This window comes from Bradyrhizobium sp. AUGA SZCCT0105 (genome assembly GCF_018129565.1).
Classification (GTDB): Bacteria; Pseudomonadota; Alphaproteobacteria; order Rhizobiales; family Xanthobacteraceae; genus Bradyrhizobium.
In genome coordinates, this window is record NZ_JAFCMK010000003.1 from 332752 (window position 1) to 345658 (window position 12907).

General features: G+C 65.4%; 10 protein-coding genes. 7 read left to right on the forward strand and 3 right to left on the reverse strand.

Translation table 11 applies throughout. From position 1 onward, the window contains the following. Window positions 1–123: 123 nt before the first annotated feature. On the forward strand, window positions 124–1215 hold the full coding sequence (locus JQ573_RS17445; protein ID WP_212313651.1) for a glycosyltransferase: 1092 nt from the start codon (window positions 124–126) through the stop codon (window positions 1213–1215). On the opposite strand, the gene JQ573_RS17450 is transcribed toward JQ573_RS17445, so the two are convergent. Continuing rightward, window positions 1212–2531 (reverse strand): O-antigen ligase, encoded by a 1320-nt coding sequence (locus tag JQ573_RS17450; RefSeq protein ID WP_212313652.1) that lies wholly within the window; start codon window positions 2529–2531, stop codon window positions 1212–1214. The two genes, JQ573_RS17445 and JQ573_RS17450, sit on opposite strands and share 4 nt — an antisense overlap. Further along, complete coding sequence (locus JQ573_RS17455) at window positions 2528–3523, reverse strand: glycosyltransferase family 2 protein (RefSeq protein WP_249131902.1); 996 nt, start codon at window positions 3521–3523, stop codon at window positions 2528–2530. Before JQ573_RS17455 ends, JQ573_RS17450 begins: the two co-directional genes overlap by 4 nt. 401 nt (window positions 3524–3924) lie before the next feature. On the opposite strand from JQ573_RS17455, the gene JQ573_RS17460 reads away from it, so the two are divergent. Next, entirely contained in the window at window positions 3925–5013 is a 1089-nt protein-coding gene (locus JQ573_RS17460; protein WP_212313655.1) for a radical SAM protein, read from the forward strand. Window positions 5014–5086: 73 nt separating this feature from the next. On the opposite strand, the gene JQ573_RS17465 is transcribed toward JQ573_RS17460, so the two are convergent. Next, complete coding sequence (locus JQ573_RS17465; RefSeq protein ID WP_212313656.1) at window positions 5087–6055, reverse strand: hypothetical protein; 969 nt, start codon at window positions 6053–6055, stop codon at window positions 5087–5089. 420 nt (window positions 6056–6475) lie between these two features. Between JQ573_RS17465 and JQ573_RS17470 the strand changes: the two genes are divergently transcribed. The 5 genes from JQ573_RS17470 to JQ573_RS17490 all read left to right on the forward strand — a co-directional run bounded on the left by JQ573_RS17470 (window position 6476) and on the right by JQ573_RS17490 (window position 12876). After that, the gene (locus JQ573_RS17470) at window positions 6476–7402 is read left to right on the forward strand and encodes a DUF6492 family protein (protein ID WP_212313657.1); all 927 of its coding nucleotides are present in this window, start codon (window positions 6476–6478) and stop codon (window positions 7400–7402) included. Beyond that, the gene (locus tag JQ573_RS17475; protein ID WP_212313658.1) at window positions 7396–8838 is read left to right on the forward strand and encodes a lipopolysaccharide biosynthesis protein; all 1443 of its coding nucleotides are present in this window, start codon (window positions 7396–7398) and stop codon (window positions 8836–8838) included. Before JQ573_RS17470 ends, JQ573_RS17475 begins: the two co-directional genes overlap by 7 nt. Before the next feature lie 4 nt (window positions 8839–8842). Continuing rightward, window positions 8843–9658, forward strand: a complete 816-nt coding sequence (locus JQ573_RS17480; RefSeq protein ID WP_212313659.1) for a bifunctional 2-polyprenyl-6-hydroxyphenol methylase/3-demethylubiquinol 3-O-methyltransferase UbiG — start codon at window positions 8843–8845, stop codon at window positions 9656–9658. Next, the gene (locus JQ573_RS17485; protein ID WP_212313660.1) at window positions 9655–10407 is read left to right on the forward strand and encodes a polysaccharide deacetylase family protein; all 753 of its coding nucleotides are present in this window, start codon (window positions 9655–9657) and stop codon (window positions 10405–10407) included. The genes JQ573_RS17480 and JQ573_RS17485 overlap by 4 nt, the downstream gene beginning before the upstream one ends. 150 nt (window positions 10408–10557) lie before the next feature. Beyond that, window positions 10558–12876 (forward strand): exopolysaccharide transport family protein, encoded by a 2319-nt coding sequence (locus JQ573_RS17490; protein WP_212313661.1) that lies wholly within the window; start codon window positions 10558–10560, stop codon window positions 12874–12876. Window positions 12877–12907: the final 31 nt, after the last annotated feature.

Below are 12907 nucleotides of genomic sequence, written 5' to 3' on the forward strand. Positions count from 1 at the left end.
TGGGCAGGGATTGGCAAGAACGGTGCCGTCGCGTATGCGCGCGGGGTTACGCAAAGCTAATGTCTCGCCGATATGGCTAACCGCGACGTTTCCGGAGCCGGCCGCCGTGGCCGACAGGACTGAATGACTGAACCACCCCGATATCGCGCGCTGTTTCTCGGCGCCGGGCCGCGGATGCACTGCGGCGTCGGGCAATTCACCCGCCTGCTGCAGGAGACGATCGACAAGCTCGAGCCCGGCGCCAGCACGGCGTTAACCCTGACCCAGACCGACGGCACGATCGGCGAGATCTGGCGCGCGGTCGGCAGCGCGGACAGCGTGGTCTGCAACTTCCCGATCGTGGCCTGGAAGCGCGTGATCGCGCGCCCGCTGCTCGCGCTGCTGTTCGCCCGGCTGCGAGGCCGCAAGGTTGTGCTGATTCAGCACGAATGGGCCGGCCTCAACGGCATCCGCCGGCTCACCTACATCCCCGCTTTGTGGCTCGCCAATACCATCGTGATGTTCTCGCCGCTGGTGCGCCGCGAACTCGCCGATGACCGCATCATGCGCGGCATGGTCCGGAAATGCGTGCTGGCGCCGCTGCCGCCGAACATCGCGGCGCCGGCCGGCTTTTCGGATTCGATGCTGTTGCAGCGGCTCGTCGCGGCACGCAGCAACGGCCAGCTCATCGTCGGGCATTTCGGCTCGATCTATCCGGGCAAGCAGCCGAACGGACTGCTCGAGATCGGCGCGATCCTGAAGCAGCGGGGCCTGGAGCCCTTGATCGTCTATGTCGGCTCCTTCATCCGCGGCACCGACAACATCGAGCAGAAGTTCTATGCCCGCGTCGCCGAGCTAGGGCTGAAGGGCGATGTGATCGTTTCCGGCTATGTCGCCTCCGATCACGAGGTGTTCGGCCTGCTCGGCGAGATCGACGTGTTCTGCTACTCGCTGGCCGAGGGCCTGACCGCGCGGCGCTCCAGCATCCTGGCCTGCGTGCAGTCAGGCCGCCCGCTGATCGTCACCGGCCCGGCGCTGCCGGATGAATTCGACCACCATCCGCGCTTCAAGGAATTGATCGATCGCGGCGCCATCCTGCTGGTGCCGCGCGACGCCGACAGTGCGGCCTATGCCGACCGGATCGTCACGGCGCTGAAGCGGCCGACCGTGCCCGTGCCGTTCGATTTCGACGGCTGGTGGACGGACGTTGCCAACGCGGTCCGCGCACAGCTCTAGATCTCGCTGCGCATCCGGAACCGGGCCAGATAATGCAGCCCGAGTACCGCGATCAGGAACGTCACCCAGATCGTGTCGGCGCGATCCAGGAAGAAGCTCTCCATCGACGACAGATAGAGGCCGAACAGCCAGATCCGCAGGAACAGTATCGTCAGCGGCGCATCATTGCCGCCGCGATCCGCGGCCTGGAAGTCGCGCAACGGCTTGACGACAACAGCCGCGATCAACAGCACGAGACCGGGCAGACCGGTCCCAAGCGCGGTGTCGAGATAGCCATTGTGGCTGTGCGAGGCGTAGCCCGCCCACTCCTTGCCTTCCTGCAGGTTCTGGATCGCGCTGGTGCCCCAGAACGACTCGAAGCCGTAGCCGGTCCATAGCCGCTGATGCAGCGATTCGAGGGCGAAGGCCCAGATGTCGGCGCGGCCGGTGAAGGAGGTGTCGATCGGCATCCGGTCGGCGATCGCGGCAAGCGTATCGCTCATCACGGTGCCGACGCTGAACAGATTGAGCAGCACCAGCGGTGTCAGCAGCAGCAGCGCGCGGCCCCACAGCGAGCAGACCACCGGCATCAGCGCGGTCAGCATCAGCACGGCGACGCAGAGCACGATCGCGCTCTTGCCGGCGGTAAAGAACAGGAACACCGCAGCAAGCCCGGTCACGGCGATGCCCGACAGCCAGCCACCGGCGCGCATCAGATAGATGCCCAGGAAGATCAGCATCGCCATCATCGCGGCCGCGACGTTCTTGTGGCCGAACGCGCCGCGCCAGTTGCCGGCAAGCGCCGGTTCCTGCGGATCAGTGGCCTGGTGGATCGACAGATGCGGCGCCAGGAAGACGCCGAGGTAACACGTCACCAGCAGGACCAGCGCGGCGATGCCGAACCAGCGCATCAATTCGCCCTGCGATTTCGGCAGCAGCAGCAGCGTCGCGGTCACCACGATCACGAACACCGACAGCGCCAGGCGGCGCAGCGAGGTGGCGGGATCGGTCGACAGCACGACGGTGACGCAGATCCAGCCCGCGAACAGCAGGAAAGCTGGCGTCAGCAATGATTTCAGCGCCGGCAGATTGTCGCGCAAGGTCAGCGCCAGCATCGCGACCGTCAACACGCCGAACAGGGCGTAAAGCACCGCATCCTTGCCGGTGACCACGTCACCGACATAGAAGCCGCTCAGATCCGCGAACGGACGCAGCGATATCCAGACCAGCAGGAGAATGCCGACAAAGAATGCGCCGCGGACGATATCCATCACCGGCCGGCGCGCAATGTCGGCGATCAGCGCCCGGCTTTCCGCGGTGACGGACAACTCACTCACGACGCGATCTTGGAAGCTGCGTAGGGCTGCGGCTCGATACCGAGCACGGCAAGCGCGCTGCCGACCGCGACCACCATCGGGTGCATCGCAATCACCGCCTGATGTTCGCGCAGCACGATGCGCGTGAAGCGATACAGTGAGAACGGCACCAAGCCGAACATCTTGGCCTTGACGACCGCGCGCGACCACATTGTCTGCGCCGCCTTGCGCTCGATGTGATAGTTGATCGCGCCGATCCGCAATCCGCGCCGCACGATCCAGCCGAGATTGGTCCGGGTCGAGGGAACGGTCTCGCTGATGACGGCGTCCGTAACCCAGAAGAAGCGAAAGCCGGCGCGGCGCGCCCGCGCGAAGAAGTCGTGGTCGCCGCCGCCGAGGAAGTTGAAGCGCAGGTCGAAGGCGGGCTGTCCAAGCTTGTCGAACACCGCGCGCCGGATCAGGCAGTTGCCGCAACCATAGATCACCGGGACGGGACCGCTGGCATGATAGGCCGGTGCGAACGCCGGATGGCGCCTGAGGCTGCCTTTGTGCTTGTCATCGAAATTCGGCCACACCGGGCCGCCGACGATCTCGGCGCCGGAGCTCTCCGCCGCCTGCACCATCCGCTCCAGCCAGTCCGGCGAGGCGACCTCGTCGTCGTCGATCATCAGGAAGTTCTGCGCGTTCGGAAAGGTCTCGAGCGCGGTCTCGAACGCCGCGTTGATCGCCTGGCAATTGCCCTGCCGCGGCTCGACGATGCAGATCCCGCGAAGCTTGCCGGAATTGAGAAACTCGGCCGCGACCGGCGCGCTCTCGCAGCGCGCGGCATCGTTCTCGACCACGACGATCGCAAAGCTGCGCTCGGTGCGCTGAGCCGCCACCGACTCCAACGTCAGCCGCAAGTGTTGGGGCCGGCGGAAGCTCGGAATGCAGATGACGGTCTCGACGGAGCAATCCAGCGCGGGCGAGATGGTTACCCAGGCGCGGTCCGCTACAGCAAGCTCGGTCGACATCTCCATGCCCTCCTGGCAATCGCGATCCGCGACGCATCATCCCGGCACGGATCGGAATGGGACATGGCCGTCCCAAAGTGACCGGCACAGGCGGCAATACGGACGCGAAACACACGTTACGGCGACCTCATGGCAAAATCCGCTCCAGACGCGCCGCGCGTTACCGCAACTTCGCCGCAAGGTTAATTCGAAGTCGAACAAAGCGATTTGCAGGAATTGACGGCCGCGTGGGGCGCGGCCTCACGATCGGCGCCACGCTGTTAGCCGATCCTTAGGGTTAAGAGCCGTCACGCGCGCGTGCTGTGCGTCTTGCGTTGCAGTTGGCATTCAATTTGCTGATCAACCCATAAATCCTCGATCGATCCGATCGCAACAACGCAAAACACTGCCTGAGGTTCACCTTGAAAGCGCTCGACCTCGTCTCGCTCGGCACCAAACACGTCCGCAACGCCCTCTCGGAAGAGCTCTATTTGCGCACCGGACGCGACGTCACCCGCCCGGCCGCGATCTTCGCCGAGGTGGTCGAACGCTGCAATTACAAGTGCCGCTACTGCGACTACTGGCGCCGCCCGAACTATCGCGACGAGATGTCGATCGTCGAATGGCAGCGCGCGCTCGCGAGCCTGAAGGAATTCATCGGCGCCTATCACGTCGAATTCGCGGGCGGCGAGCCCTACATCAAGAAGGGCTTTCTCGACCTGTTGCGGTTCTGCCGCGACAACGACATCCACTGGGGCGTCACCACCAACGGCGGCGCCTATCTCAACAAGAAGATCGTGGCGCAAACCGTCGAGGCGCACCCGTTCAACATCAACATCTCTATCGATTCCACCGATCCCAAGATTCACAACTACTCGCGCGGCGTTGAGAACTCGCTGAGCGACATCGTCCAGGGCATCCGCAACGTCGCCGAGCAGCGCCGTGCCGAAGGTCTGGATTTCCCGATCATCATCAAGCCGGTCGTGCACAGACTGAACTTCCGCCGCCTGCCCGAAATGGTCGACTGGATCCAGCAGATCGGCGCCACCGCGCTGAGCTTCCAGCCGGTCGAGCAGGGCACGCAGGAGGTCGAGGACGAGCTGTGGATCGGCGAGAACGAGCTGGACGATCTCATCAAGGTCCGCGACGAGTTGCTGCGGCTGAAGCGCGAGGGCGCGCCGATCCTCAACGGCGAGGCCGTGCTGCGGGCCTGGCCGAACCATTTCCGCCGTGAGAAGGCGCCGAAGGAAGTGATGCCCTGCCGCGTCGGCATGCGGAATTATTTCATCCGCTCCGACGGCCGCCTCGAAGTGTGCTGGTTCTTCAAGCCGATCGGCAACGTGCGCACCCAGACCGCACGCGAGATCTGGTACAGCGAGGAAGCGCAGGCCCGCCGCAAGGAGACCATCGCCTGCGACAAGCTCTGCCTGTTCACCTGCCTCGCCCAGCGCACGCTGCAGGACAAGCTGAAGATGGGCCTGACGCTGTTGACCAACACCAAGGCCGCCTGACGCAGCAAGAGAGGAACAGCAAAGCCCGATCGGTCCGCGGGATCGATCGGGCTTTTGCTTGATCGCGTTGGGCTCAGCCCGCGAACAACTTGCGGAACAGGCTCGTGGACTCCGGAAACTGGCCGTTATCGATCTGCGTCGGCCACAGGCCGTCGACATCGAAATAGGCTGCATAGGCGATCGCGGCCTGATTTGCGGCGAACCAGTCGTGCATCTGCTGCACGAAAAACGCGTTGTCGCCGGACTGGCCGACGCCCCATTCCGGATAGCTCATCAGCTTGCCGTGCTTCGCTGCAAACGTGCGCTGCCATTCGAGACCGAAGGGCGCCTTCAAACAGGAATTGGTCCAGCGCTCCGCGGCGCTGCCGTCCGATTTGAAGTCGTAGACGTCGAGGCCGATGAAATCGACCACGTCGTCGCCGGGATAGGCGGCGTCGGCCGGCATGTCCTGAGCTCCCCAGCCTGGACACCAGTCGAATTTGAAACCGCGGGAATGGCGACGGAAGATTCCAACCACGCGACGGAACGCCTTGACGTAATCGGCCTCATTGCCCTTGGCGAACCAGCCCGAGTTGGAAATGTTCATCTCCCAGCCGAGGCGGATGATCGCCTTCGGATGTGCTCCTGCAATCGCGCGCGCGGCCGCCTCGAACTCGGCATCGTGCACGCCACCCGCGACATCGGCGAGCGGCGTGCCGGCGATGGTGAGCGGCACCGACCACACCAGATTGCGCGCCGGATTGAGCTTCTTCCAGAGCCCCGGCACCCAATCGAGCTTGTGAAAGTCGTCCCAGCTGTTCTGGCCATAGAAGTCGACGCCGAGCACCGACGACCGCGGCCGATTGAGCCATTTCTCCCAGGTCTGCAGCACTTGCTCGCGGCCGGTCTCGCCCCAGTTGACGAAGGCGCCGGCAAACCGCGCCGAATCCGCACCCAGTTGCGATCGGGCTGACGGCACGGCTCGCGCGGTCGACAATCCGCTCAGGGCAAGCGCCGCGACTACGAGGGCACCGCGCCGCGTGATTCCGCGATCAGTCGGCATCGTGCGCTCCGGCCGGCTCGCTCAAAGCGCGCGTGCCAAAAGCACACAGCGCCGACAGTGCGGATGTCTCGAAATGGGCTGATGGTGCGGCTCGCCGTTCAGCCGCGCCGCTTACCCGCCGGAAATACCATCGAATCTGCATGTGCACTCGCCTGCGCCGACTACATCGGCATTCGAGACGCCAGCACTGCAATATCCGGGCAACATCCCGGTCCAGCATCAAAATCGCGCGGCCGAACGATGATTTGCGATCCGTTAACGGCCGCGGCGGGCCGTTGTTTTACCAAATGCTTAACCATTGCCGCCGCCGGCAGGGCCGTCAAAACGCTTCGGCACCGATCTTGCTGAACTGAGGTTCAGGACAAGTCTGGCGGCCACGATGTTCCGCCCTGACACGGTGTCGCCGGAGAGAGTTACGAGATGAACCCTGTCGCGTTGCTGACCCCGACCTATGGGCGCGATCTGGAAATTTGCACGCTGCTCTGCGAGAGCGTGGATCGTCACGTCACGTCGTTCTCCAGGCATTATCTGCTGGTCCCGGATTGCGACCTGCCGCTGTTCGCGCCGCTGGCAAGCGAACGCCGCATCATCATTCCGGCCTCCTCCTTCCTGCCCGACTGGCTGCGGCCGCTGCCGCGCATGATCCAGCGCAAGCGCCGCCAGTTCTGGTGGTCGCTGCGCGCCAAGCCGGTGAACGGCTGGCATGTGCAACAGATCCTGAAGATCGCGGCGACGATCGCGTTGCCCTATGAGCGGTTCTGCATCCTGGATTCCGACATCGTGTTCTTCCGCGATTTCGACCTTTCGCGCTTCCAGTACCCGAACACGATCCCGCTGCTGAAAATGGCCGATGCCGTCACCGCCGACCAGCCGCGCCATTCACGCTGGCTCAAGACCAGCCATCAGCTGATCGGGCTGCCGACGCCGCCCTTCCCGGCGCCGGACTTCATCGGACACATCATCTTCTGGGACAAGCAGACCACCCGCGCGCTCGCCGAACGCATCGAGGCCGTCACCGGGATGAGCTGGATCGAGGCGCTGTGCCGGACCCGCGAGTTCTCCGAATATTTGCTGTACGGCTTCTTCGTCGAGAACGACGAGCCCGCCGCATTGCGTCACTCCGACGTGCCGAAAACGCAATGCGTCAGCTACTGGGACGATCCGACCCTGAGCAAGGACGAACTCACCCGGCTGCTGCTGCGCGCCAACAGGGATGACGTCGCGTTCTCGATCGCATCGTTCTCGGGGACGCCGGTCGCGACGATTCGTGAGGTCGTGGCCGAGAGCGACGCCATCCTGGCGTCGTCGGCGGCCACAAGGCTCTCGGAGCTCGCCGCATCATGCTGATCGGACAGGCCAGCATCAACCTGACCGCCAACGTGCTCTCGGCGCTGCTTGGACTCTTCAGCGTGTTCATTTTCACGCGGCTGTTCGCGCCGCATGACTATGGCATCTTTCTGCTCGGCGTTGGTTTCGCCTCGGTCATATCGGTCTTCCTGGTCGGTTGGTTTCGCAACCTGATCCTGAGCGGCCACGCCCGCAACGACGGCACCGACGTCCGCGGCCTGGTGGCGTCGGGTTACCTGATCTGCTGCCTCACCGCGCCGATCGCCTATCTGCTGGCCCGGCTCGTCGGCCTCGACGCGGCCGCCGCGCTCGCGGCGGTGGTTCTCGCCATTGCAATCGGCCTGTTCGAGCTGACGCAGGATCTGCTGCGTGCACGGCTGAAGGCGCTCTCGGTCATGAAGGCAACGCTGGTCCGCGCGGCCGCCCTGCTCGGCCTTGGCGTCGTGGTTGCGCTGGCCAGCCCGACCGGTGTGCTGCTGCTGCTCGCGGCCGCCACGGCGTATCTCGTCGCCGTGCTCGTGCAATCGCGCAGCGCATGGCGCGGCACCATCGTCAATTTCGACCGGGCCGACTTGCGGTCGCTCGCCCGCACCGGCCTGCCGCTGACCTTGTCGCTGACGCTGCTCGCGATCTCGAGCGTGACCGACCGTTTCATGATCGCGAACCTGGTCGGCGCGGCCGATGCCGGCAAATATGTCGCGGCGCTCGACCTGGTGCGGCAGACCCTGATGATGCCGGCGATGAGCATGGCCGCGGCGTTCTTTCCGATGGCCGTGCAGATCCATGCCCGGCAAGGCGACGCCGCGGTCACGAGCCATCTCGCCGATTGCCTCGAGCTGCTTGCCGGCGTCACGCTGCCGGCCTGCCTCGGCTTCGCGCTGATCGCCCCGCACGTCGCCAACATCGTCCTCGGCGCGGACTTCCGCGCGGTTGCCAGCGAGATCATGCCGATCATCGCGATCGCCGTGCTGTTCCAGGTGCTGACGCAGCAATATCTGCATGCGAGCTTCCTGCTGTCGGGACGCAATTCCTTCTACCTGATCAACACCGCCTCGATCATCGCCGCGAATGTGATCTTGTCCTACCTGCTGGTCAGCCTTGATGGCACGATCGGCGCGGCATGGGCGCGGCTCGGCGCCGACATCACGGGTTTTGTCTGCGCCCTGGTCCTGAGCCGCTTCGCTTTCCGGATTCCGATCCCGCTCGGCCGGCTCGCTCTGATCGCGATCGCCGCGCTCGCGATGGCGCTCACCGTCGGCGCGCTCGACCGCGCTCTCGACCTCGCCGATCTCCCCGCCAGCATCGTGCTGACTGGAGCGGGGTTGGCCGTCTACGCCGCGCTCTGCTGGCTGTTCGACGTCGCGCGCCTGCGCGGCCGGCTGAAGCGGGGCCTCATCATGTTCCACACCAGATCCGCAAACAGCAACGTTGGATGAGCCGATGAACAGATCCCTCGCGCTTGCTACGCGTCCCGCCCCGCTCACCGAACTCTCGATGCCCATCCCCGCTGAAATCCATCCGGAATCGCTGCTGGCCTTGCCGCCCGGCGAAGCCAAGCAGAGCCTGCTCACGGTTCACAGCATCCTCGAGGCCCGGCTGCCGGCCGGTCCGCTCTCGATTTACGAGGCCGGCGGCGGCTCGACCAGCTATCTGCCGCTCGACGTGCTGCGCCGTTCGCATGTGACCGTCGTCGACATCGACGCCGATCAGATCCGCAACAACAGCTATGCGCAGGAAGCCATCCTCGGCGACATCCAGACCCATCGCTTCCCGCCGCAGCGTTTCGACCTGATCATCTGCTACAACGTCATCGAGCACATCCCCGATGTGGAGGCCGTGCTGAGCGGGTTCTGCGAGGCGCTCAAGCCGAACGGGCTGTTGCTGATCGGCGCACCGAACCCGAAGTCGCTGTCGGGCATCGTCACGAAATACTCCCCGCACTGGTTCCACGTCTGGTTCTACCGCCATGTGCGCGGCGAGAAGCACGCCGGACTGCCGGGCGAGGCGCCGTTCCCGACCCATTTCCATCCGCTGGTGACCCTTGGCAACCTCGAGGCGTTCGCGGCCGGCCGCGGACTGCAGGTCATCTACCGGAAGAAGTACGAGAGCCCGCGCTATCCCGAGATGCGCCGGCGCAAGCCGCTGCTGGCCGCGATAATCGACGCGGGCGCAAAGGCGATGAACGCGTTGCTGCCGGGCAAGATCGACGTCCGGCACGGCGACTACCACGTGATCTTGCGGAAGCTTGGCTCATGAACGCATTGTGGTCGGAAGCCAGGGTCAAGGTCAGCCACCGGCTGGCGATGCATGTGCAGGTCGAGCGTTTTCGCCTGAACAATGCCACGCCGATGGTGTCCTTCACCTTTGACGATCTGCCGAAGAGCGCGGCGACATTCGGCGCCGACATCCTGGAATCCTACGGCGCCCGCGGTACGTTCTACGTGTCGGGCGGACTGGTTGGACTGGACGCACCGGACTGGACCACCGGAAGCGCCGACGACGTCATCTCGCTGCATCGCCGTGGCCATGAGGTCGGCTGCCACACGTTCTCGCACCGCCGCGCCTGCGATCTCGACGAGACCTCGCTGGCCGCGGAGATCGCGCGCAACCGGACCTATTTCCATTCGCTCGATCCGACCATGCCGGTCGAGACCTTCGCCTACCCGTTCGGCTACGGCTCCTACGCGCGGAAGCACCAGTTGAGGTCCGAATTCCGCACCTGCCGCAGCATCGTGCCCGGCGTGAACAGCGGCGACGTCGACCTGCAATTCCTCCGCGCCATGCCGCTGATCGACCGCCAGATGTCCCGCGACCGGATCGACATGGCCTTCGCCGAGACGGCAAACATCAACGGCTGGTTAATTTTCTACAGCCACGACGTCGCCGACGCGCCGAGCCTTTATGGCTGCACGCCTGAGCTGATGACCTACGCGCTGGAGGCAGCGGCGCGGCGCAATGTCCCGGTGCTGACGATGGCGGAGGCGTTCCGATGCGCCCGCGCTTAAACCCTTTGTTTGCCTTTCTGGTGAATAGTCGGCGAATGAATATGGTTAATTTTTCGTGTTGCGCCTTCGCGTCGCCTCGTGCGCGTTGCGTGGCCCGAAAGAGTGCTCCTCAGCCGATGCGTGCGGCCATTCAGACGGAAGCTGGGGTCGATGCTTAGCTATGACCAGCCGATCAACCGGGCCAAGCCGGAGCCGCGCCGGGGCGCAATCCCGGCCGGCTTCAACGTGCTCGAGCTAGTCCGGCTGTTGTGGGTGCGCAAGGTCGCGATCGTCTCGGTCGCGCTGCTCTGCGCCTGCATCGCGGTCGTGATCGGCAAGAGCCTGACACCGAAATATACCGCCGGCGCCCAGCTCTATGTCGACCCGCGCGAGCTGCAGCTGGTCGAACGCGAGCTGACCCCGCGCGCCCAGGACGTCTCCGGCCTCGCGATGGTGGTCGAGAGCCAGTCGCGCCTGATCACGTCAAACAATGTGCTGCTGCAGGTGATCCGCGACACCAGCCTGGTGAAAGATCCCGAGTTCGGCGGTGGCGCCGCGAGCACGGGCCTGCTCGCCCCGCTGCTCGGCCTGTTCGGCATCGAGCCGCGCACGACGGCGGAGCAGCAACAGCAGATCGAGATGACGACGCTCGACACGCTGAACCGGCATATCAACGTCAAGAAGACCGATCGCACCTTCATCGTCGACATCGACGTGTGGTCGCATGATCCGGTCAAGGCGGCGATGCTCGCCAACGCGATCGCCAAGGCCTATCTCACCGAGTCCAAGCAGTCGCAGGCCGAGGCCGCGCGGCGCGCCACCCGCGACCTGTCGGGCCGGCTGAAGGAGCTGCAGCAGCGCCTGCGCAATGCCGAGGAGGTGCTCGCGACCTACAAGGCGCAGAACAACTTCGTCGGCTCGCAGGACAATCTGCTCACCGACCAGCAGCTCTCGGTCGGCAACCAGCGGCTGGCGGCGGCGCGGGCGCTCACGCTCGATGCGCAGGCCAAGTATGACCAGATCGAAGCCAGCCGCCGCGGGTCGATGGACGCGGGCGCGACCGCCGAAGCGCTGCAGTCGCCGACCATCGCCAATCTGCGCTCGCAATATGCCGATGCCAAGAAGCGCCAGGCCGAACTGCAGGGCGAGCTCGGGCCGCGTCATCCGGCGCTGCGCCAGGTCGAGCAGCAGGTCGAGGACCTGCGCCGGACCATCAAGGAAGAGATCGACCGCTTTGCGGTATCCGCCAAGAACGATCTGACCCGGGCGCGCGACTATGAGGCGTCGCTCAACAAGGCGCTCGACGTTCAGAAGCACCAGAGCGTGCAGATGAGCCAGGCGTCGGTGCGGCTGCGCGAGCTCGAGCGCGAGGTCGATGCCAGCCGCGACGTCTATCAGTCCTTCCTCAAGCGCTCGCGCGAGACCGAGGAGCAGGAGAGCCTCAACACCTCGAGCGCGCGCGTGATCGGCGATGCGACGATCCCGCAGCAGCGCACTTTCCCGCCGCCGATGACCCTGCTCGCGATGATCGGGTTCATGTTCGGCGGGCTCGCCGCCGCGGCCTGGATCGTTGCGGCCGGCCAGCTGGCGCCCGGCGCCGATCCGATCCGTCCCCGGATCCAGCCGAAGCAGGACGCCGCACCGGAGCGGCAGCCCGTCATCGCCAAGGCCAAGCCGCCGGTGCAGGCACCGCCTGCGATCCAGCCGGCAGCCGCTCTCATCGACAAGCCCGTGATCGAGAAGCCGCTGATCGCCGAGCTGCAGGAATCCGATGTCATACGCACGCTTGGTGGCATCCTGACCGGCGACAATCCCGCCGACGTCACACGGTTCGGCTGGCCGACGCTGCGGACCAGTTCGGCGCTGGGGCCGTTCTCCAACACGATGCGGCAGATCCATGCGGCGCTGGCGACGGGCGCCGCCCCGGAAGCCGTTCCGGTGCTGGCCGTGATCGGCACCGCCGACGATCCCGATCGCAGCGTTGTCGCACTCAACATCGCGCTGGTCGCCGCGCGCGACGGCGCGCGTGTCCTGCTGATCGACGCCGACGCTGCCGTCCACGCTCTGACCGACAGGGTCGCGCATCCCGTCCAGAGCAGGCCGAGCCGGCTCGACTGGCTCACGATCGGCAGCAAGGCGTCCCGCGCCATCAACACCGCAAACGGCATTGCCATCCTGCCGGCGATCCAGGGCAGTTCCGCCAAGGCCAGCGAGGCGATCCAGAAGGCGATCGCGCAGGCGCGTTCCGCCGGCGGCCACGATCTCGTGATCCTCGACGGCCCGCCAATGCCGTGGGGCGCGGACGAACGGCGGCTGTTCGACATGGCCGACAGGCTGATCGCGGCGCTGCCGGTGGATCGCGACATCAACGCGTCAATGGAAGACATCATCACCGCGCTCGGTGGCGCTGAGCGCAAGCTTGCCGGTGTCGTGCTCAACGAACTGCTGTCCACCGTCGCAGGTCAGCAGCACGACAGGCAGTATGCGTGAGCCGCGCGCCAGCCGCGCCGCGTTTTGGCTC

Coding starts and splice junctions, on each gene's coding strand:
- JQ573_RS17485 (WP_212313660.1), top strand. CDS start 9,655: ATGAACGCATTGTGGTCGGAAGCCAGGGTCAAGGTCAGCCACCGGCTG.
- JQ573_RS17455 (WP_249131902.1), bottom strand. CDS start 3,523: ATGTCGACCGAGCTTGCTGTAGCGGACCGCGCCTGGGTAACCATCTCG.
- JQ573_RS17490 (WP_212313661.1), top strand. CDS start 10,558: ATGCTTAGCTATGACCAGCCGATCAACCGGGCCAAGCCGGAGCCGCGC.
- JQ573_RS17480 (WP_212313659.1), top strand. CDS start 8,843: ATGAACAGATCCCTCGCGCTTGCTACGCGTCCCGCCCCGCTCACCGAA.
- JQ573_RS17470 (WP_212313657.1), top strand. CDS start 6,476: ATGAACCCTGTCGCGTTGCTGACCCCGACCTATGGGCGCGATCTGGAA.
- JQ573_RS17475 (WP_212313658.1), top strand. CDS start 7,396: ATGCTGATCGGACAGGCCAGCATCAACCTGACCGCCAACGTGCTCTCG.
- JQ573_RS17465 (WP_212313656.1), bottom strand. CDS start 6,055: ATGCCGACTGATCGCGGAATCACGCGGCGCGGTGCCCTCGTAGTCGCG.
- JQ573_RS17445 (WP_212313651.1), top strand. CDS start 124: ATGACTGAACCACCCCGATATCGCGCGCTGTTTCTCGGCGCCGGGCCG.